The organism is Rodentibacter trehalosifermentans, assembly GCF_002000545.1.
GTDB classification, from domain to species: Bacteria; Pseudomonadota; Gammaproteobacteria; order Enterobacterales; family Pasteurellaceae; genus Rodentibacter; species Rodentibacter trehalosifermentans.
This window is the reverse complement of record NZ_MLHL01000044.1, coordinates 18,438-38,006: the sequence shown is the minus strand read 5'-3', so window position 1 is coordinate 38,006 and position 19,569 is coordinate 18,438. Positions and strand designations below refer to the sequence as shown.

20 protein-coding genes and 1 pseudogene are annotated in these 19,569 nt (G+C 41.2%); 3 read left to right on the top strand and 18 right to left on the bottom strand.

The window, feature by feature from the left end; translation table 11 throughout:
* A partial coding sequence (locus tag BKK52_RS08270; protein ID WP_208606150.1) for an ESPR domain-containing protein occupies window positions 1–108 on the bottom strand: 108 nt, incomplete at its 3' end.
* Window positions 109–613: 505 nt separating this feature from the next.
* Between BKK52_RS08270 and BKK52_RS08265 the strand changes: the two are divergent.
* A pseudogene (locus BKK52_RS08265) lies at window positions 614–1,211 on the top strand (IS1595 family transposase).
* Here BKK52_RS08265 and lpxD read toward each other — a convergent pair.
* The 14 genes from lpxD to rluD all read right to left on the bottom strand — a co-directional run bounded on the left by lpxD (window position 1,208) and on the right by rluD (window position 15,263).
* Entirely contained in the window at window positions 1,208–2,248 is a 1,041-nt protein-coding gene (lpxD, locus tag BKK52_RS08260; RefSeq protein WP_077474377.1) for a UDP-3-O-(3-hydroxymyristoyl)glucosamine N-acyltransferase, read from the bottom strand. The pseudogene BKK52_RS08265 and the gene lpxD sit on opposite strands and share 4 nt — an antisense overlap.
* Before the next feature lie 12 nt (window positions 2,249–2,260).
* On the bottom strand, window positions 2,261–2,872 hold the full coding sequence (locus BKK52_RS08255; RefSeq protein WP_077421432.1) for an OmpH/Skp family outer membrane protein: 612 nt from the start codon (window positions 2,870–2,872) through the stop codon (window positions 2,261–2,263).
* 101 nt (window positions 2,873–2,973) lie between these two features.
* Window positions 2,974–5,355, bottom strand: a complete 2,382-nt coding sequence (bamA, locus tag BKK52_RS08250) for an outer membrane protein assembly factor BamA (protein ID WP_077421431.1) — start codon at window positions 5,353–5,355, stop codon at window positions 2,974–2,976.
* Between the two features lie 29 nt (window positions 5,356–5,384).
* The gene (gene rseP / locus BKK52_RS08245) at window positions 5,385–6,716 is read right to left on the bottom strand and encodes a sigma E protease regulator RseP (RefSeq protein ID WP_077421430.1); all 1,332 of its coding nucleotides are present in this window, start codon (window positions 6,714–6,716) and stop codon (window positions 5,385–5,387) included.
* Window positions 6,717–6,725: 9 nt separating this feature from the next.
* Window positions 6,726–7,592 (bottom strand): phosphatidate cytidylyltransferase, encoded by an 867-nt coding sequence (locus BKK52_RS08240; protein WP_077421429.1) that lies wholly within the window; start codon window positions 7,590–7,592, stop codon window positions 6,726–6,728.
* Between the two features lie 11 nt (window positions 7,593–7,603).
* Window positions 7,604–8,323 (bottom strand): polyprenyl diphosphate synthase, encoded by a 720-nt coding sequence (gene uppS, locus BKK52_RS08235; RefSeq protein ID WP_077421428.1) that lies wholly within the window; start codon window positions 8,321–8,323, stop codon window positions 7,604–7,606.
* Window positions 8,324–8,334: 11 nt separating this feature from the next.
* Window positions 8,335–9,549 (bottom strand): 1-deoxy-D-xylulose-5-phosphate reductoisomerase, encoded by a 1,215-nt coding sequence (gene ispC / locus BKK52_RS08230; RefSeq protein WP_077478479.1) that lies wholly within the window; start codon window positions 9,547–9,549, stop codon window positions 8,335–8,337.
* 62 nt (window positions 9,550–9,611) lie between these two features.
* Window positions 9,612–9,878 (bottom strand): hypothetical protein, encoded by a 267-nt coding sequence (locus BKK52_RS08225; protein ID WP_077421426.1) that lies wholly within the window; start codon window positions 9,876–9,878, stop codon window positions 9,612–9,614.
* A gap of 23 nt (window positions 9,879–9,901) precedes the next feature.
* A complete protein-coding gene (frr, locus tag BKK52_RS08220; RefSeq protein ID WP_077421425.1) occupies window positions 9,902–10,459 on the bottom strand; it encodes a ribosome recycling factor in 558 nt (185 codons plus the stop codon).
* Between the two features lie 126 nt (window positions 10,460–10,585).
* Window positions 10,586–11,953, bottom strand: a complete 1,368-nt coding sequence (gene hemN, locus BKK52_RS08215; protein WP_077478478.1) for an oxygen-independent coproporphyrinogen III oxidase — start codon at window positions 11,951–11,953, stop codon at window positions 10,586–10,588.
* Between the two features lie 11 nt (window positions 11,954–11,964).
* The gene (locus BKK52_RS08210) at window positions 11,965–12,399 is read right to left on the bottom strand and encodes a DUF2489 domain-containing protein (RefSeq protein WP_077421423.1); all 435 of its coding nucleotides are present in this window, start codon (window positions 12,397–12,399) and stop codon (window positions 11,965–11,967) included.
* A gap of 3 nt (window positions 12,400–12,402) precedes the next feature.
* Complete coding sequence (gene yihI / locus BKK52_RS08205; protein WP_077421422.1) at window positions 12,403–12,960, bottom strand: Der GTPase-activating protein YihI; 558 nt, start codon at window positions 12,958–12,960, stop codon at window positions 12,403–12,405.
* A 592-nt stretch (window positions 12,961–13,552) separates the two neighbouring features.
* Complete coding sequence (gene pgeF / locus BKK52_RS08200) at window positions 13,553–14,287, bottom strand: peptidoglycan editing factor PgeF (RefSeq protein WP_077478477.1); 735 nt, start codon at window positions 14,285–14,287, stop codon at window positions 13,553–13,555.
* Window position 14,288: 1 nt separating this feature from the next.
* Complete coding sequence (gene rluD, locus BKK52_RS08195; RefSeq protein WP_077478476.1) at window positions 14,289–15,263, bottom strand: 23S rRNA pseudouridine(1911/1915/1917) synthase RluD; 975 nt, start codon at window positions 15,261–15,263, stop codon at window positions 14,289–14,291.
* 111 nt (window positions 15,264–15,374) lie between these two features.
* Here rluD and BKK52_RS08190 point away from each other — a divergent pair, with 111 nt between their 5' ends.
* Window positions 15,375–16,169: an outer membrane protein assembly factor BamD gene (locus BKK52_RS08190; RefSeq protein WP_077421419.1), complete on the top strand. Its 795-nt coding sequence runs from the start codon at window positions 15,375–15,377 to the stop codon at window positions 16,167–16,169.
* A 44-nt stretch (window positions 16,170–16,213) separates the two neighbouring features.
* Here BKK52_RS08190 and BKK52_RS13665 read toward each other — a convergent pair whose 3' ends face one another.
* From BKK52_RS13665 to BKK52_RS08180, 3 genes are all read right to left on the bottom strand, one after another.
* Window positions 16,214–16,363: a hypothetical protein gene (locus BKK52_RS13665; RefSeq protein ID WP_165688476.1), complete on the bottom strand. Its 150-nt coding sequence runs from the start codon at window positions 16,361–16,363 to the stop codon at window positions 16,214–16,216.
* A 12-nt stretch (window positions 16,364–16,375) separates the two neighbouring features.
* Window positions 16,376–17,794 carry a membrane-bound lytic murein transglycosylase MltF gene (mltF, locus tag BKK52_RS08185; protein WP_077421418.1) on the bottom strand — a complete coding sequence of 473 codons (1,419 nt, stop codon included), beginning with the start codon at window positions 17,792–17,794 and terminating at the stop codon, window positions 16,376–16,378.
* Window positions 17,795–17,916: 122 nt separating this feature from the next.
* Window positions 17,917–18,759 carry a ZIP family metal transporter gene (locus BKK52_RS08180; RefSeq protein ID WP_077421417.1) on the bottom strand — a complete coding sequence of 281 codons (843 nt, stop codon included), beginning with the start codon at window positions 18,757–18,759 and terminating at the stop codon, window positions 17,917–17,919.
* Between the two features lie 258 nt (window positions 18,760–19,017).
* Here BKK52_RS08180 and aroK point away from each other — a divergent pair, with 258 nt between their 5' ends.
* Window positions 19,018–19,560 carry a shikimate kinase AroK gene (gene aroK, locus BKK52_RS13870; RefSeq protein ID WP_077421416.1) on the top strand — a complete coding sequence of 181 codons (543 nt, stop codon included), beginning with the start codon at window positions 19,018–19,020 and terminating at the stop codon, window positions 19,558–19,560.
* Window positions 19,561–19,569: the final 9 nt, after the last annotated feature.

Sequence of the window (19,569 nt, the reverse complement as noted above, 5' to 3'; positions counted from 1 at the left end):
ACCAAGATTTTCATTCGCCGTTTTGCTTTGACTTTTGGCTAATTCCGAAACAACAATGAGTTGGTTTAAGGCTCGACTGAAGATAACTTTATAGTGATTTTTATTCATGAGATTTCCTTTAAAATAAAATTTGTTTGAATTGATAAAATTGAGTTAATCCTGCCATTCACAGTTGAGCGAGATTGTAACCTTAAAATGGTATAACGCAAGTAAACAAAATGCGGTTGATTTTCAAAGTGTTGTAAAAACATTTTAAAAATTAACCGCACTTTATCCTTAATACCAGTATTTTCGGGATTTTCTGTATTTTAATATGACATTAATTACACCCCATAACACAGACATAGATGCAATAACTCCTATCGTTTTAATGGGGGGAAGATAAAAGTCATTTAAACTATTAATAAGCCAAAGAAATAACGCGTTACAGCTCCCCATAAAGAGATCAATGTAACCATTAATACACCAAAAAAGTAGATAACAAAAAGACTTTAATTAAATTATTTTAGGGGCTGTCCTAGATAACGACTAAAACGCCCATTTAGGTTAAGATAGCCAAATGAGAAGAAGTCGACCAAGTCAGCATAAGCAAAATAAACTCATCGCGCTGTTTGTGGCAGGCATCACAGCTCGTACCGCCACAGAGTTGGTAAACGTAAATAAAAACCACTGCAGCTTATTATTTCCATCGTTTACGATTGCCTATCTATCAAAACAGCCCTCATTTAGAGATGTTTGAGGGTGAAATTGAAGCCGATGAGAGTTATTTAGGCGGTATCCGCAAAGGTAAACAGGACTGGGGTGCGGTCGGTAAAACGGCAGTCTTTGGGCTTTTAAAACGTGATGGTAAGGTGTACACCGTTGTCGTCCTCAATACACAATCTGCCACGTTTCTGCCTATTATTCGAGAGAAAGTGAAGCCGGATAGTATTGTTTACACCGATTTCTATCGAAGCTATGATGTGCTTGATATGAGTGAATTTAATCATTTTCGCATTAATCACAACACACACTTCGCAGAAAAGCAAAACCACATAAACGGAATTGAGAATTTTTGGAGTTAGACGAAACGCCATTTATGCAAATTTAATGGTATTCCCAAAGCCCATTTTGGGCTGTATTTAAAGGAATATGAATGGCGTTTTAATCACAGTAACTTAAAATCTCAAATTTCCATTTTAAAACAATTAGTTAGGGTAAGTTTTGGTTAGTTATCTAGGACAGCCCCAAGTTTTTTTTCAACGGATTTCAAGCGTTTATTTATTCCATCAATCCCTAAAGTCAATGCGGCGGTTTTTCGCCATTCTTTGTTAGTTTGCAATGGAATACCGGACGAATAAACTCCCGGCTCGGTAATCGGTCGCATCACCATTCCCATTCCGGTAATTGTCACCTTATCGCAGATCTCCATATGACCATTGAGCACACTTGCACCACCGATTAAGCAATAACGCCCTACTGTCAGGCTGCCCGCCATTATTACACCGCCTGCCACAGCCGTGCCGGTACCAATGTGTACGTTGTGGGCGATTTGACAAAGATTGTCAATGATAACGTTATCCTCAATCACGGTGGCATCCAATGCCCCACGGTCAATACAAGTACAAGCACCAATTTCAACATGATTGCCGATAATCACTTGACCTACTTGAGGAATTTTAATCCAACGACCTCGATCATTGGCGTAGCCGAAACCATCGCTACCAATCACTGCACCGGATTGAATTAAGCAGTTTGAACCGATTTCAACATCATGATAAACCGTCACATTCGCCCAAAGCTGTGTTCCTTCTCCAATTTTTGTGTTTTTTCCCACAAAACAATTTGCACCGATAATCACGTTATCGCCTAATACGGCACCTTCTTCAATCACCGCATTAGCACCGACTGATACATTTTCACCTAAAGAAACACCCTCAGAAATGACCGCACTTGGTGCAATGCCTTGTGCCGCTTTTGGCGTGGTGTCCATATATTGTGCCAAAATTGCATAAGCCACATAGGGATCTTTTACAATCAATAAATGACTTTCCGGAGCACAAAATTCTACATCCGTTTCCGACACAACGAGAATGCCTGCTTTGGAATCTTTTAGTAAGGGACGGAATTTCGCATTAGAAATGAAGGTGAGTTGATGCGCTTGTGCTTTATCAAGAGGGGCTATATCCGTTATAACGACATCGGCGTTACCGCGAACGGTAGCGCCGATTTGATTAGCCAATTCTTTTAAAGAATAGGATTTTTGCATGGTTAGAACCTATTATTTTTTCTCTTCAGCTTTCGCAGGAGCAGCGGCTTTTTCCGTAGCAGGGATAGATTTTAACACCTCTTCAGTAATATCTTTCCCTTCGACAGCAAACACCACTGAGTTTGCATCAATCACATAAGTATAACCTTTTGCTTTTGCCAAATTATTGGTAGCCACTTGGATGCTTTCTAACAATTTTTCACGGGCTTCAGCTTGGCGTTTTTCGCTTTCCTCTTGGAATGCCGCCACTTTTTTATCTTGTTCTTGCATCAATTTAGTCAATGCAGCTTCTTCACTTGCACCAAACTTATTGATTTCTTCTTCACGTTTTTGGATTTCGGCTTGGCGTAAACGTGGTGCATCTTTTTGTAATGCAGCTACTTTTGCCTCGACTTTTTTGCGTGATGCTGCAATTTTGTCGTCAATTTCTTTTTTACTTGCCGCCAGTTTATCTGCGGTCGGTTTTAATTCTGCATCCAACTTATCGGCAAGTGTTTGGCGATCAGGGTGGTTTTGGAATAAATAACCGGCATTAATAAATGCAATATTTTCATCTGCTGCGGCAAAACCTGATGCAAGTGCAATACCTACTGAAAGTGCGGTCACTTTTAAAACATTTTTCATTGAAATTTCCTTGTTAAATTAAATGGTTAATAGGGCTTGCACAGCATTGTAGTTTACCGTGCAAGTGTTCGCTTTGACTAAATGATAAATAAAAAGTTCGATTAAAAAGAACCACCAATACTAAATTGGAATTGTTCTATATCATCATTTTCATATTTTTTAATCGGTTTTGCATAGGAAAATACCAAAGGCCCGATTGGTGATTGCCATTGGAAACCCACACCGGCAGAAGCACGAATGCGGCTTGCTTTCCCATAATCAGGTAAATTTAAATGTGCAATTTCCCTCGCTTGTTTATCCGTTTTCCATTTTGTATTCCAAACGCTTGCGGCATCAACGAATAATGATGTTCTTACCGAATTTTGATTTTTATCCGATACAAACGGTGTCGGCACAATCAATTCCACACTAGCGGTTCCGATTGCATTACCACCGACAACATCATCGCTTCTTACCCAAGCTGCCCCATTACCTACTCTTTGTAGATAAATCGCATTAGGGCCTACCGCACCATACGCAAAACCACGCAATGAGCCAATGCCGCCGGCTGTGTAGTTTTGATAGAACGGTAAACGTTTACCGCCAAAGCCATTGGCATAACCTGCCCCCATTTTACCAGAGAGCACCCAACGGTGATCGCGATCAAGCGGATAGTAGCCTTGAATATCCGCATTCAATTTATAATATTTGTTATCCGATCCCGGAATAGTGACACGTCCACCAATACTGGCTTTTACCCCTTTCGTTGGAAAATAACCACGATTTAAACTGTTATAGTTCCAACCGAATGAGAAATCAAAATCATGAGATTTAATGGAGGTTGAATCAAAATTCATTGATTCTAAATACAGATCACGATTATATTCCTGAGAGAAATTACTAATTTTATTATAAGTGTAACCTAGCCCAAGATAGTATGAGTTATTTTCATTAACCGGAAAGCCAAGGGTAATATTACCGCCATAAGTTGTACGCTTATAATCAGAAGATGTGTCATTGTCTGAGTTATCGTAAGTCTCATAGAATACATTTCCGCCTAAACTTACGCCGTCTTTGGTAAAGTACGGTTCGGTGTAACCAAGATTAATAGTTGTCCCATAGTCATTACGGGATCCCGCCAAGCTCACCGCAGCCCCTGTTCCCAAGAAGTTTTCCTGTTTGATACTCGCCTGATAGCTGATACCACTCTCCGTACCATAACCCACACCAAAGTTGATACTACCTGTGTTACGCTCTTTAACTTTGTAAACCACGTTCACTTCATCATTGGTACCTTCAACCGGCTCGATACGGCTTTCAACAGTTTCAAAAAAACCAGTTCTGTCTAAACGAATTTTACCTAATTCAACCAACTGAGCGTTATACCAAGAACCTTCCTGCTGGCGCATTTCTTGGCGTAATGTGCTGTCTGCAGAAACCGTATTACCCTCAAATTGAACTTGACGAACGGATAAACGACGACCGGCATCAACCACGAATGTTAGTGCCACGGTTTTATTTTCATCATCAAATGCCGGTGTCACATTAACCGTTGCACTACCATAACCCCGCTCGCCTAATTTGGCTTTAATGGCATTTTCAACATCGCTGACATCGGCACGGCTAAAGGTATCGTTTAAATGCAAATGGTTTAACAACGGTTGTAATTCTTCCGCCATACCTCCGACATTTCCTACAATACGCGCACTCGTTAAATCGTATTTTTCGCCTTCACTCACATCAATGTTGACTTCCACATTGGTTTGTTCATCATTTAATTGAACATCGGTGCGGGTAATACGTGCTTTTGCATAACCATTGTTTTGATAATATTCTTGAATAGCCTGCAAATCTTTATCAAATTGGGTCGCATCAAATTTATTTCCCCAAAGCTTCCACCACGCATCAGGTTGTAATTCCATCTGCTCTTGCAAAGTGCTGCTGGAAATCGCTTGATTACCGTTAAAAGTAACAGATTTTAATTTTGCCGTATCATCTTCATCAATTTGAAGTGTTACCTCTGCACGATTATTAGGAAGGGTATTGACGATAGCCTCTACTTTTGCGTTATAACGTCCGATGCTTTTATAGTGTTCCTTTACGCCTTTTACAAATTCATCAAGTTTCGCACGATTTAATATATCGCCTGATTTAAAGCCGTTTGCATCTAAATTTTGTTTTAATGCTTCCGTCGGAATTAAAGAGTTACCTTTAATTTGAACTTCGGAAATAATCGGTTTTGCCACTACACTGACCACAAGAGCACTACCATCTTGGTAAGCTTTTATATCATCAAATCGACCGCTGACGAATAAAGATCGAACGATATTTGCCACATCATTATCGGTAACCTGTTGTCCTGAACGAACCGGTAGGTTGGCAAGAATTTGTTGTTCTAATTCACCTTGAACGCCATCCACGCGAATTTCTTTTGCCACAAAGGGGGCGGCGAAAATGCTTGTTGTCGTTCCGAATAATAAACTTGCGATTAGAAGTTTTTTCATCGACTGTATCCTATATGTCACTATAAAATTTATAAACGTAAGAAATCATTGAAAAGCGCGAAAACCATTAATGCGAACAGCAACGTCGCTCCAACTCGATAACTTAAATTTTGTACCCGTTCGGAAACAGGTTTTCCTTTTATACCTTCCGCCGCCAAGAAGACGAGATGTCCGCCATCTAATATCGGCAACGGAAATAAATTCATAATGCCTAAATTGACGCTGATTAGTGCCATAAAGCTAAGAAAATAAACCGGCCCAATACTTGACGATGCCCCTGCACCTTTTGCAATAGAAATTGGACCGCTTAAATTATTTAATGCAAGATCACCGGTAAATAATTTGCCAATCACTTTTACGGTGAGCCAAGATAATTGTGCTGTTTTTTCTACGCCTTTAGACAAGGCAGCAAGAATATCATATTTTAATTCGGTTCGATACTGCTCACCTACATTTAAAAAAGTGGGGCTAATTCCCACAAACCAACGACCTTCGTGATTTTTTTCCGGTTGTATCGTTTTGTCAAACATTTTACCATCGCGTTCAATTTTAAGTTTAATGGGATGGCCCTGTTCAACCTGTCTCACGAAACTTTGCCACGAAAGTGCGGTCAAATTTTCCGTTAAAATTTTATCCCCAACCTGTAAACCGGCTTTTTGAGCCGGTGAGTCTTCTACAACTTTCGACAATGTCATTTCCACTTTGGCACGAACGGGCTGTATGCCTAAAGATTCAAACGCACTTTCTTTTTCCGGATCAAACTGCCAATGGGATAAATCCAGCTTTTTGTCATAAGTTACATTAGAGCCAAAAGGTGAAACGCTTATCTTCACGTTATGTTCCCCTAATTTCGTGGCTAATAACATATTAATGGTTTCCCAATCTTCTGCATCTTTTCCATCAATACCGACAATTTGCATATTAGGTTCAATCTGTGCTTGTGCAGCGATAGAATGGGGGGTGACCTGTTCTATCACTGGCTTAACGCTTGGCATACCGACCGAATAGATGATCCAATAGGCAAAAATTGCAAAAAGAAAATTGGCCAATGGACCGGCTGCAATAATAAAGGCACGTTGTAGTACAGATTTGTGATCAAAGGCTTGGGCGATGAATTCCTTCGGGACAGATTCAGCCCTGCCATCCAACATTTTGACATAACCGCCAAGTGGGATCATTGATAAAGCAAACTCTGTCCCATGCTTATCTTTACGTCGCCAAATCACCTTGCCAAAACCAAGAGAAAAACGCAATACTTTTACACCGCACTTTCGTGCAGCCCAAAAGTGCCCATACTCATGCACTGCAACCAACACGGAAATGGCAATAAGAAAAGCACCTAAAGACCACAAAAATGACATCATTTATCCTTACAAAACAAAGAAGTAAAAATAGGTAAAGAAAGGGACGGCCGCCGTAAGGCTGTCAATGCGATCCAAAATGCCCCCATGTCCCGGAATAAGCCGGCTACTATCTTTAATACCGGTTTCACGTTTGAACATACTCTCGGTTAAATCACCTAAAATTGAAATCGCTACGGTTGCCACGGAAAGAATGATAAAACCTGCAATACCTCGATTGCCGACAAGGTTTTCCTCCGAAAAATAAATCAATATACAAGCAAAAATTGCGGCAGTGATTAAACCGCCTATCACGCCCTCCCAGGTTTTCCCCGGTGACACTTTAGGCGCTAATTTATGTTTTCCAAAAGCACGGCCTGTAAAATAAGCACCGGAATCCGCCGCCCATACAAGCACAAAAACATAGAGTAATAAAAATAACCCGTGATAAGGGTCTTGCGTATAGTTATCTAAGCGTAAGCGTAATACGGCGGCAATGAAGGGAATTAATGTAGAGAAAGCAAATAATAATTGAAGGGGTTTATTTTTCCCCCAGTATTTGGCGGAGGCTGGATAAGTGATAACTAATAATAATGAGAGCATCCACCAACCCACTGCGTTCATCAATAAAAGCGGAAGATAAGCTTCAAAAACCCGTCCGGCATTGAGGTAATCCCCCTCGGTAAAAAGCCATAAGAAAATAAATGCCCCAAGAAATGCAGCAATACACAAACGAACGAGAGACTGTTTAAAACGCGCAAATTGTGTCCATTCCCAAACACCCAATGTCGCCACCAAGCCCAATGCCAAAGCAAAGTAAAAAGGGCTAAATAAAAATAAGGCACATAGTACCACCGCAATCAGCACAATGGCTGACAATACACGCTCTTTAAGCATAATTTCTCCGCTTATTCAGTCCCACCAAAACGGCGATGACGTTGTTGATAACTGGCAATAGCCCAATTGAAATCTTCCTCGCTAAAGTCAGGCCATAAAACATCTAAAAAGCACAATTCCGCATAAGCGATCTGCCAAAGTAAAAAGTTACTCACACGTTGCTCACCACTGGTGCGGATCAACAAATCCACTTGAGGCTGATGTTGTGTGGCTAAGTGGCTTTGGAAGGATTGTTCGGTAATATCCGCCAAAGTCATTTCATCTTTTTTAATTTTATCGGCAATTTGTCGGGCGGCTTGAACAATATCCCAACAGCCCCCATAATTGGCGGCGATATTCAAGGTCAATGCCGTGTTTTTTTCTGTTAAATGCTCTGCTTTTGCGATTTTCTCTTGTAATTTTTCACTAAAACGTGAAGTATCGCCAATAATGTTAAGGCGAATATTATTTTTATGCAGTTTTTTGACTTCACGATCAAGCGCTTGCATAAAAAGTGTCATCAATGAATTCACTTCTTGTTCCGGGCGGCTCCAGTTTTCACTGCTAAATGCATAAAGCGTGAGAACTTTAACACCAATTTGCCGCGCATAACTCACCGCACGGCGAACCGCCGCTACCCCATTCGTATGTCCAAAAATACGCAATTTATTTTGTTGTTTTGCCCAACGCCCGTTACCATCCATAATGATAGCAACATGTGCCGGGATATTATTTTTATCGAGTTCTATCATAAAAAATCAGTTTATTTTTGACCGCACTTTTCACGTTGTGAAATCAGTATTTCAGCCATCATTCGAGCTTTTTCATCAACTTCAATGACATCCTCAATCGCGGTGATAGTTGTCGATGGTATATTGGCTACCGTTTCTTGATTGATGCGTGCGATATCGGTAAATGAAATACGTCTTTCTAAAAACGCCTGTACGGCAATTTCATTGGCGGCGTTCATTGCTGTCGTGGCATATTGCCCCTCGGCAAAGGCATCAATCGCCAATTTTAAATTCGGATAACGTTGATAGTCCGGTTCGAGAAAAGTCAGTTCTTTGATTTTAAAGAAATCTAAAGGTTCAACACCGGCGAATGTACGATGAGGATAGGCGAGGGTTTCTGCAATCGGTGTGCGCATATCGGGGTTTCCCATTTGCGCGATCACTGAGCCATCCACATAGCGCACCATTGAATGAATAATGGATTGTGGGTGAATAATCACTTCCATTTCATCAGCTCGGGCGTTAAATAACCAACGTGCCTCAATATATTCCAAGCCCTTGTTCATCATCGTCGCCGAATCCACCGAGATTTTTTTCCCCATCGACCAATTCGGATGAGCCACGGCTTGCGCCGGTGTGATTCGGTCAAATTCCTCAAGTGGAGTATAACGGAAAGGGCCACCTGATCCGGTGAGGACAATTTTGCTAATCCCCAATTCGCCTAAAGGGCAAAAACCGATTTTTTGTTGCGCCTTAGGCGGGAGGGATTGGAAAATCGCATTATGTTCACTATCGACGGGCAATAATATCGCCTGATGCTGTTTCACCGCTTCAATAAAAATCTGCCCACAGGTTACCAACGCTTCTTTGTTTGCCAAAAGCACCCGTTTACCCGCTTTTACAGCAGATAAGGTGGGTAGTAAACCAGCCGCCCCGACAATAGCAGCCATCACCTGATCAGCATCGGGGTGGGCTGCCAACTCACAAATTGCTTTCTGTCCGGCTAATACTTCGGTGGGAATATGATGCTCAGCAAGTTGACGACGTAAAATATTTGCCGCATTCACATCATCAAGGGCGGCAAAGTGCGGTCGAAATTTTACGCATTTTTCAAACATTGCCTCAACATTTTTCCCGCCAACAAGGGCAAAAGCATGATACTTTTCAGGGTTATGCTCAATCACCGATAGGGTGCTTTGTCCAATGGAGCCTGTTGCACCAAGAATCACCACATTTTGTTTTTGCATAAATTTTTGACCGCACTTTATATTCAGTAAAAAGGACGCCGATGCGTCCTTTAATTTCGCTATTAAGATGATTTTAATTTTAAAAATGCCCGATACGAGCGATAGAAAAAAAACAATGCTCCCGCAACAAAAGCACCGGCAGCACCCACAGCACCGCCCATTTCATAAAGTGCATACACAATCGCATTCACTTTCATCGAGCCGCCATTTTGTTCAAGAGCGATTAATTTCCCATAAAAATCATAGGCGAGAAATAATAGAACCCCGCCAATGATTAAGCTGGCTACCATATCCACTTTGGGATTTTTCCCAATTAAACCGCCTGACATCATTTCTCCTTAGATTATTGTGATTAAAAATCTAATAACTCTTTTTCTTTCTCTGCCAAAATTTCATCGACTTTTTTGATGTATTGGTCGGTTAATTTTTGGATCACATCTTCCGCTTTGTGTTGGTCGTTTTCGCTAATCGCTTTGTCTTTCAACAAGGCTTTAATTTTATCATTGGCATCACGGCGCACGTTACGAATCGCCACTTTACCTTGTTCCCCTTCACCTTTCACAATTTTAATTAAATCACGACGGCGTTCTTCTGTAAGCGGTGGAAGCGGCACTCGAATAGTGGTGCCCGCCGAGGACGGATTTAATCCTAAATCAGAGGTAAGAATAGCTTTTTCTACCGCACTGATTAATGAACGGTCAAACACAGTAACCGCTAAAGTGCGGGCATCTTCCGCCACCACATTCGCTAACTGGCGAAGTGGCGTTGCCGCCCCATAGTATTCCACTTGAATCCCGTCTAATAAACTCGGTTGTGCACGACCGGTACGAATTTTCGCAATATGCCCTTTTAATGCCTCGATGCTTTTCTCCATACGCTGTTCAGCATCTTGTCTAATCTCATTAATCATTGAATTATCCTTTTATATTAAGCCTGAAATAAAACAGGGGTGATTCTACTGGATTTTTTATATTTTTTGAATTTTTTATTTTGTATTACCCCATAAAAAATGCCACCCAAACGGATGGCAGAAAACTTAGATAATTCTCGAAAATTGCTGGCGTTTTGCTGCCGCTCGGGAATAGGTATCAAAACACAAACAAATATTGCGAATTAATAACCGCCCTTTTGGTGACACCGCCAAGCCCTGCTCATTTTGACTGATTAATCTGTCATTCATCAAGGGTTGAAGTAATGCCAAATCTTCGGCGAAATGCTCGGTAAATTGAATATCATATTGTTTTTCAATGGGCGAAAAATCTAATTTGAAATTGCAAATAAGCTGCTTAATCACATCACGACGTAAACAGTCTTCACGGCTTAACACAAGCCCTTTATGTAACGCATTACCCTTTTGTTCCACTAATCCATAATAGGTTTTAAGATCCTTCTCATTTTGAGCATAAGTATCCCCTAACAAACTAATGGATGACACCCCTAGACCAAGAAGATCACATTCTTCTTGCGTGGTGTAACCTTGGAAATTCCGGTGCAACACGCCTTTTTCTTGCGCAATCGCCAATTCATCATCGGGTTTTGCAAAGTGATCCATACCAATAAATTGATACCCCGCATTGGCTAAAGTCTCAATGGTTTTCTGTAAAATCGTGAGTTTGGTTTCCGGTGCAGGCAACATTTCTTCTTTAATTTTAGCCTGACCCGGCACACGGCTTGGTAAATGGGCATAGTTAAAAATGCTCAAACGATCCGGATTAAGCGCAATCACTTTTTCCAGGGTGAACATAAAACTTTCCACATTTTGCAATGGCAATCCATAAATCAAATCAAGGTTGGTGGACTGAAACCCAAGCTCGTCCGCCCGTTTTAATAATGCCGCAATAAAGGCTTCATCTTGTTCACGATTTACAATTTTTTGCACATCTTTATTAAAATCCTGCACCCCCATACTCATTCGGTTAAAACCGATTGAACGCAGATGATCGAGCATAGAAAGCTCAATTTGACGAGGATCGATTTCAATGGAAATTTCCGCATTTTCCATAATCGTAAAATGCGATTTCAACATCGCCATTAAACGTGCAGATTGCGCTTGATTTAAATAAGTCGGCGTGCCGCCTCCCCAGTGAATTTGCGTCACTTTTCTATTTTTAAACAACGCTGATCGACTGATGATTTCTTTTTCCAAATAATCAAGATAAATATCCGCTTTATGTTGATGACGGGTGATCACTTTATTACAGGCGCAGAAATAACAAAGTTGATGACAAAACGGAATATGCACATAAAGCGACAGTGGGCGTTCCGGGTAGCGGGCTGCCGCATCAAGAAAATCCTGATTGGTATAGTTTTCGTGAAATTCTAACGCCGTTGGGTAAGATGTATAACGAGGACCTGATTGATTATACTTCTGAATCAAAGCCTTATCCCAAATCATTTCTGCCATTAAACCTCTCCTCATTCCTTTATTTCATCAAGCAGACGAGGCAACTCTTCCATAATCGCCTGCTCTAATTTTGCTTCCGCACTTTCCCGTTCAAGATCAAGATGCATTCTCTCTTTTTTACCAAGCGCCTTGCGTGCCTCATGAGTTGGCATTTCCCGCACCGTTTCATAAAGTTCCCACATCGCCGGATAAGGGTGTAAATTTTTCCCCAATGGCATCAACAACATTGCAAGACGAATCACCCCTTCAGAATGATTACATTCCTTTTGCAACATTGCTTTCGCAATAATTTCAATGCTTTCCTTTAAACGGGCCGTTCTTGCCATTTGGGCTTCCCTCAGCATTTGTTGGCGAGTTTTCACTTGCTTTAACAAACGAAAGGCATACCAAGATAATGCCGCAATAATGGCGAGTGCAAAAACCGTTAAAATTGTTATCCAAATCATTTTTTATCTAAACCGATTAATATCAATTTGCTCAAAAGTGCGGTATAAATCCTCGGTGTTTTCTTCCTCATCTTCAATACCGAGCTCTTCCATCAATTCGGCAATGCGTGCCAAACATTCATCAACAAATTGTTGATCCGCTTTACTTAGGGTTTTGCCTTCATCCAACGCATCTAATAATTCATTCAGAATTTCATTATTTTCAAGGTTTTCCAATTCCTCCATCGGATCCCTTTTCTTCACCGGTTTCACCGCTGGAATCACCTGACCTTTTTCCGGTTTATTGACAAATTCCACAATTAAAGGAATTTTTTTCTTACTGCCGATTTTCGGATCTTTAATTTCTTGCGGCAGTTGATTAACGCTATTTTCCCCTGCACTATGGCGAGAACCGGAAGCCAAGCCTTTGTGCTTGCGCTTTTTCTTCTCCTCACGGGCTTTCGCATCAAGCTCATAACGGGTTAATTTTTTACCGGCACGCTTTGGCATTTCCGGTTTTTTATCTGCCTTACGGGTTGGCATCACATCAGTAATTCGGCGTGTCTTTTTCTTACGAGCCATAACATTCTTATCCTTTCAAAAAAATCTGACGGATTGTATCACTCAAAGGGATTTTTCTCATTAATAAATGATAAGTTTCACCGATTCTTTTCATATCCTACCCAATACGTTTTCTATCCCATAGCTACATTCAATGCAAAACAACAGATAAAAATAGGAGATAAATCATTACGAATCGTCCCCCTATCAAGTGATTTCTAAGAAATCGGCAGTCTAACCCCCAAATTAATGAATCTTCTCATTCACCTCACGGAATAAATCACAGGCTCGCCCATAATATCCCCTTGATTGTACTAAGTCTTAGCGATCGCCTAATCCGTTGTAATAGATTTCACCCAAATGCCACAATGGACTATAACGTTCATTATCATATTTCAAATATTCCTCATCAATCGCCTTTGGTTCCTTGTCTTTCTACCCAACATCCTATATTAAAGCAATGCCTGAAAATCAGCGTAATCAGGCATTTATGATAAAGAATGGAAAATAAAAGAGAAATAACCCAGTAAGCAATTATGCGGTATCGCTAGCCGTAACAGCCATATTTGGGAGAGGATGAATTGATATTTGAATGGCGATCAATTTCTCAACACTATTCAAACCAAATCACGCTCGCCATTCTACCCGTTTGTCCTTCGCGGCGGTAGGAAAAAAATAATTTTTCTTCGTTAAACGTGCAATGTTTCCCGCCAAAAATTTCTGTAATCCCTAATTTATTAAGGCGTTGAGTGGCGATTTGATAAAGATCGCCAAGGTATTTTTCCTCTTGTTCGGGATCTGAACGAAAAGCCTTTTGCGCTTGGGGATCCACTGCCATAAATTGTTCAACCACTTCTTTGCCCACTTGGAATGCCTGTGGCCCGATAGCCGGCCCTAGCCACGCGATAATATCCTGTGGTGCGGCGTGAAAACATTTTACCGTTTCTTCCAAAATCCCATCGCATAATCCCCGCCAACCGGCGTGGGTGGCGGCAACTTCATTCCCTTGCTTGGTGGTGAAAAGCACAGGTAGACAATCCGCAGTCATCACCGCACAGACTTGATTTGGCTGATTGGTATAAACCGCATCGGCTTCCACATTATCGCCGCAATAAGGCAGGCGGATCACCTTTGTGCTGTGGGTTTGGATGAGAAATAACGGGGCGTGGGGCAAGCGGAATTTTTCCACCAGTAAAGTGCGGTTAATTTTGACCGCACTTTTTTCATCTCCCACGTGATCGCCTAGATTAAAACTTTCAAAAGGGGCTTTGCTTACTCCGCCTGCTCGGGTGGTGGTGAACGCCTGAATATTGGAGGGGGCTTGCCAGGTTGGAAAAATCGCTTGCATATTAATAATCCAATTCTTCTTTATGTTCAAGATAGTCGGTTTTTAAAGCATTGATTAATTCAACAAAATCATCGGGCAAAGGGGCATACCATTCCATTATTTCGCCTGTGATCGGGTGGGCTAAGCGCAACATTACAGCGTGTAGGGCTTGGCGTTTGAAATTACGCAATACTTCCATAAAATTTTCACCGGCGTTTTTCGGTGGGCGGGGGCGGCCACCATAGGTTTGATCGCCCAATAATGGGTGGGCAATATGTGCCATATGAACACGGATTTGGTGGGTTCTGCCGGTTTCCAAGCGTAAACGTAGGCGAGTGTAGTTACGGAAATTTTCCATGATTCGATAATGGGTAATAGCCGGTTTTCCCATGGGGTGAACCGCCATCAGCGTGCGTTTTGTAGGGTGGCGTGCCATAGGTTGATCCACCATACCGCCTTTGGTCATAATGCCTGAGGCAACGGCTTCATATTCACGGGTAATTTTGCGTTTTTGTAAATCCCTCACCAGTTTGGTTTGTGCCGGAATGGTTTTGGCAACCACCATTAATCCCGTCGTATCCTTGTCCAAACGATGTACAATGCCGGCACGTGGCACTTCGGCAATGGGCGGATAATGATAGAGCAGTGCATTCAATACCGTACCACTTGGATTGCCCGCTCCCGGATGAACCACAAGATCTTTCGGTTTGTTAATCACAATAATGTCTTCATCTTCATAGACAATATTAAGCGGAATATTTTCTGGCTCAAAACGGGTTTCATCTTCGACATCGACAGTAATTTCAATATGCTCGCCACCAAGAACTTTCTCTCGTGGGATATTGGCGATGCGATGATTGATTTTTACAAGATCCGCTTCAATCCACGTTTTTAGGCGTGAGCGGGAATAATCGGGGAACAATTCGGCGAGCGTTTGGTCTAAACGCTGCCCTATCTGTTCAGGTTGAACCTCGGCAGAAAGGGTAATTTGCGGCATAAAATCTGTCTCAATTATTTTTTAAAAAGTTGGCTTATTGACCAATGTTCTATACAATACCGCCTAATTGTATCTGATTTATTGGCTTTCGTAAAAATTAAGGGAAAAACAATGGATAAAATGAAATCATTGGCGTTGATTGCCATGACTGCCTTTGCGGTGGTGGGCTGTTCAAGCGGAAATAAAGAAGTAGAGCAGGCATCCGTGGATGAACTTTATAATAAAGGTGCCGCAGCGTTACAAGAAGGTGGTTATTCGGAGGCAATTCGTTATCTCAATGCGACAACCGAGCGTTTTCCGGGCAGTGCTTATCAAGAGCAGGCAATGTTGGATTTAATGTATGCAAATTATAAGTCTCAGGATTATACCGGGGTATTGGTTACCGTAGATAGTTTTTTAAACCAATTTCCACAAAGCCCAAACCGTGATTATGCCGTGTATATGGCAGGCTTAACCAATGCGGCAACAGCGGATAATGCGATTCAAGATTTCTTTGGGATTGATCGTGCAACGCGGGAAACCACCTCATTAAAAACCGCTTTTGCAAATTTCCAAAGTTTAGTGCGCACCTTCCCGGATAGTCCGTACTCGCAAGATGCTTTAGCGCGTATGGTGTATATTAAAGATTCTTTAGCCCGTCACGAGTTGGAAATTGCCAAGTTTTACGCTAAACGCAATGCCGATGTTGCGGTGGCAAATCGTATTGTCGGAATGTTGCAATTATATCCGGATACACGAGCGACTTACGAGGGTCTATTCTTAATGCGGGATGCCTATCAAAAAATGGGACTGGAAACCTTGGCAAATCAAACCCAACAGATTATTGATGCCAATAAAGACAAAGCCTTTATGAAAGTGGAGAAACCGGAAGAACCGGAACTGACCGTACCCGGTGCCAATAATTAAATGATAAATAAAAAAATCCCGATATCATTATCGGGATTTTTCTTTTAACAACAAAATTCTTGTAAAACAAATTGCATCGCATGACGTTCAAATTGTTTTTGTTTACGGCGTTTTAAGCGTCTTATACGTGAGTTACGGGAAACCGAAATATCCCGTGATTTTATTTTTTTCAAAAAGGTTTTACGTTTTAACATTTTTATCTTCTCCTATTCTTGTTCATTTTTGACCGCACTTTCAGACGTATTATTTTGATTGTTCTGAACACGATGATAATTCACAATGCTGTTCATATAGCGGCGGATGTTCTCTACATATTGATAAGCCTCATAGCCACGGGCATAACCATATTTCAAACCGTTATAATGCCGTTTTTCGGCAAGCAATGGTAAATTATTTTTCACATCAAGCCAATTATCCGGATTACCGCCCAATTTTTTGGTTAAACGGCGGACATCTACCACGTGACCCAATCCCATATTATAGGCGGCAAGGGCATACCAAATGCGATCTTCCTGTGCAATGCTGTCAGGCATTTGTGAAACCAACCAATGTAAATAATCGGAGCCGGCTTTTATACTTTGTTCAGGATCGGTTCGGTTGGTGATTTTCATTCGCTCTGCCGTATCTTTGGTAAGCATCATCATTCCCCGTACTCCGGTCGGAGAGGTTGCATCAGGGTTCCAATGGGATTCTTGATACGCCACCGCCGCCAACAACCGCCAATCCAATTCACCCTTGTATTTCTCAAAGAGCGGTTGATATTGCGGGAGAATTTTTTCAATAGCATCCAAATAGGCACGGCTATCCACATAATCAAATTGTGCAATATGACGGAAATATTTTTCTTCAATGCGATCAATTAATCCCGTTTCTAAGGCATTATTCATAAAATCCAACAAACCGGCTTGTAATTCGTTATAAGAATTATTGGCGAGATACCAATGTACGCCGGCTTCATCGGTTAAATCAAAGGCGATTGCAATGTTTGGACGGATCTGCTGTGCCGTTGCCACATCAATAGAGTTGGCAATTGTATAAGGGATTTTCCCTTCAGCCACTTGGATCAACAATTCTTCTTGAGTGAGTTGCGTGTTATTTTTCCAATTTAATTTAGGGAATTTTTGCTGAAATTGTGTTAATAGACCATCCAATTCTTTTCCGCCTGAAATGACAATTTCTTGTTGTACTTGGCTAAGATCTTTCGGACGATTTTCCCCTTTTTTATAAACCAATTGCCATGATGCGGAAGTATAAGCCGGACCCAATTGAAATTTCTCCGCGTGTATTGGATGAAATAATAAATTTGCAGCGGCGAGATCAATTTGGTTACTTTCGAGTGCATTAAATAGAGCATCCGTATTTTCAAGAGTTTTGATTTCAAGTTTTACACCTAAATAATCCGCAAAATTTTTTGCCAATTCATATTCCAAACCGGATTCCCCGCCGGAATCAATGAAATAATAAATGGGGTTATTAATCGTGCCGACAATCAGTGTGCCACGGGCTTGAATCGTTGTGTAATGATTCTCTTCCGATTGCCTGATTTTCTGCCAAGGGAAAACCATATCAACCGCCCAAAGGAGCAATGCAAGTGCGGCAATAATACGTAAAAATAAGCCTTTCAAATATTTTTCCTTTTTATAAATTTACTTTGCATTTGCTACATAATGCCGCAAAAGCCGAATAGGTGCCGTAGAGGTATGACCGAAAATTCAAGACGATTTTTAACCGCACTTTTTTTAGGATATTATCCTAAAGTCACATCCAAAATCATCATCAAGGAAAAACCCACCATTAAACTGAGCGTGGCAATATCGGTGTTACCGTTGCTTTGTGATTCGGGGATAAGTTCTTCCACTACCACGAAAATCATCGCCCCTGCGGCAAAAGCGAGGGCATAAGGGAGGATAGATGTCATAGAAATCACAAATAATGCACCAATCACCGCACCAATAGGCTCAACGATGGCGGAAAATGCACCGTAAGTAAAGGCCTTCATTCGGCTATGACCTTCGGCACGAAGCGGCATAGAAAGTGCGGAACCTTCCGGCACATTTTGTAACCCCATACCAATGGCAAGACCAATGGCACTTAAAGTAAGGGGAAGTTTATCCGCATTTTCGCCGAGAGTAGCAATTGCCCCAAATGCCACGCCTACGGCAATCCCTTCGGGAATATTATGGATAGTGATCGCTAAAAAAAGCAACATAGATTTAGACAATCCGCGGCGTGGTTGCATCCCTTCTGCCTCTTCAATCGGTTTGCTTAAATGCAAATGAGGTACTAAATAATCCACTCCCCGCAAAAATAATCCGCCGACTAAAAAACCAACTAGGGTCGGCATCCAATACCATTCATTTTGACTTTCTTTGGCAAATTCAAAGGAAGGTTCTAGAAGTGACCAAAAAGAAGCCGCAATCATTACGCCGGCGGCAAAGCCCATCATACTATCAAGCAACTTTTGATTAACCTGTTTAAAAAAGAAAACAAAGGCAGAACCAAAAATCGTGCAAAACCAAGTAAATAAACCGGCAAGTAATGCTTGCAGCACAGGGTTAAGCGTTAAAAAAGATTGAAAAAATGTTGTCATAAAATCCCTCTCAAAAGTTCAGTCACTATACATTTACAGAAATAAAACCTCAATCTGTTAATCCAATAGGTAAATAAAAAATATATTTTATAACCGCACTTTAAAGGATTTCCAAAATAAATTCCCTTTAAAGGTTGAAAATTGGGGTGATTTATTGCGATAATCCCACAGATTTTTGGGTGATCTTTTGGCAACCTCTGTCGTTTCAAAAAAGATCAAATTAATTAAATTTATCATTATTTATCATTAGAAAAAACAATGGCTGAAAAACGTAATATTTTTTTAGTAGGTCCAATGGGGGCGGGTAAAAGCACCATTGGTCGTCAATTAGCACAACAATTGAGTATGGACTTTTTAGATTCGGATGCCGTCATTGAAGAGCGTACCGGTGCGGATATTAGCTGGATTTTTGATTTGGAAGGTGAAGAAGGTTTTCGTAAACGTGAAGAAAAAGTCATCAACGAATTAACGCAAATGCAGGGCATTGTGCTATCCACAGGCGGTGGTGCCGTGATGTCGAAGGACAACCGCAATTATTTATCGGCACGTGGTATCGTGATTTACTTGGAAACCACGGTGGATAAACAGTTCCAACGCACACAACGGGATAAAAAACGACCGCTCTTACAGGATGTGGATGATCCCCGCCAAGTGTTAGAGGATTTAGCGAAAATTCGTAACCCGCTTTATGAAGAAATTGCGGACATTACATTGCCAACCGATGAGCAAAACACCAAGGTGATGGTGAATCAAATCGTTGATTTAATTGATAATATGAATGGATTAAATAGTTCACTTTAATCAAGGTAA

What these genes read in the sequence shown, in the direction of transcription:
- lpxD (WP_077474377.1), bottom strand. Translation starts at nt 2,248, where the DNA reads ATGCAAAAATCCTATTCTTTAAAAGAATTGGCTAATCAAATCGGCGCT.
- BKK52_RS08255 (WP_077421432.1), bottom strand. Translation starts at nt 2,872, where the DNA reads ATGAAAAATGTTTTAAAAGTGACCGCACTTTCAGTAGGTATTGCACTT.
- bamA (WP_077421431.1), bottom strand. Translation starts at nt 5,355, where the DNA reads ATGAAAAAACTTCTAATCGCAAGTTTATTATTCGGAACGACAACAAGC.
- rseP (WP_077421430.1), bottom strand. Translation starts at nt 6,716, where the DNA reads ATGTCATTTTTGTGGTCTTTAGGTGCTTTTCTTATTGCCATTTCCGTG.
- BKK52_RS08240 (WP_077421429.1), bottom strand. Translation starts at nt 7,592, where the DNA reads ATGCTTAAAGAGCGTGTATTGTCAGCCATTGTGCTGATTGCGGTGGTA.
- uppS (WP_077421428.1), bottom strand. Translation starts at nt 8,323, where the DNA reads ATGATAGAACTCGATAAAAATAATATCCCGGCACATGTTGCTATCATT.
- ispC (WP_077478479.1), bottom strand. Translation starts at nt 9,549, where the DNA reads ATGCAAAAACAAAATGTGGTGATTCTTGGTGCAACAGGCTCCATTGGA.
- BKK52_RS08225 (WP_077421426.1), bottom strand. Translation starts at nt 9,878, where the DNA reads ATGTCAGGCGGTTTAATTGGGAAAAATCCCAAAGTGGATATGGTAGCC.
- frr (WP_077421425.1), bottom strand. Translation starts at nt 10,459, where the DNA reads ATGATTAATGAGATTAGACAAGATGCTGAACAGCGTATGGAGAAAAGC.
- hemN (WP_077478478.1), bottom strand. Translation starts at nt 11,953, where the DNA reads ATGGCAGAAATGATTTGGGATAAGGCTTTGATTCAGAAGTATAATCAA.
- BKK52_RS08210 (WP_077421423.1), bottom strand. Translation starts at nt 12,399, where the DNA reads ATGATTTGGATAACAATTTTAACGGTTTTTGCACTCGCCATTATTGCG.
- yihI (WP_077421422.1), bottom strand. Translation starts at nt 12,960, where the DNA reads ATGGCTCGTAAGAAAAAGACACGCCGAATTACTGATGTGATGCCAACC.
- pgeF (WP_077478477.1), bottom strand. Translation starts at nt 14,287, where the DNA reads ATGCAAGCGATTTTTCCAACCTGGCAAGCCCCCTCCAATATTCAGGCG.
- rluD (WP_077478476.1), bottom strand. Translation starts at nt 15,263, where the DNA reads ATGCCGCAAATTACCCTTTCTGCCGAGGTTCAACCTGAACAGATAGGG.
- BKK52_RS08190 (WP_077421419.1), top strand. Translation starts at nt 15,375, where the DNA reads ATGGATAAAATGAAATCATTGGCGTTGATTGCCATGACTGCCTTTGCG.
- BKK52_RS13665 (WP_165688476.1), bottom strand. Translation starts at nt 16,363, where the DNA reads ATGTTAAAACGTAAAACCTTTTTGAAAAAAATAAAATCACGGGATATT.
- BKK52_RS08180 (WP_077421417.1), bottom strand. Translation starts at nt 18,759, where the DNA reads ATGACAACATTTTTTCAATCTTTTTTAACGCTTAACCCTGTGCTGCAA.
- aroK (WP_077421416.1), top strand. Translation starts at nt 19,018, where the DNA reads ATGGCTGAAAAACGTAATATTTTTTTAGTAGGTCCAATGGGGGCGGGT.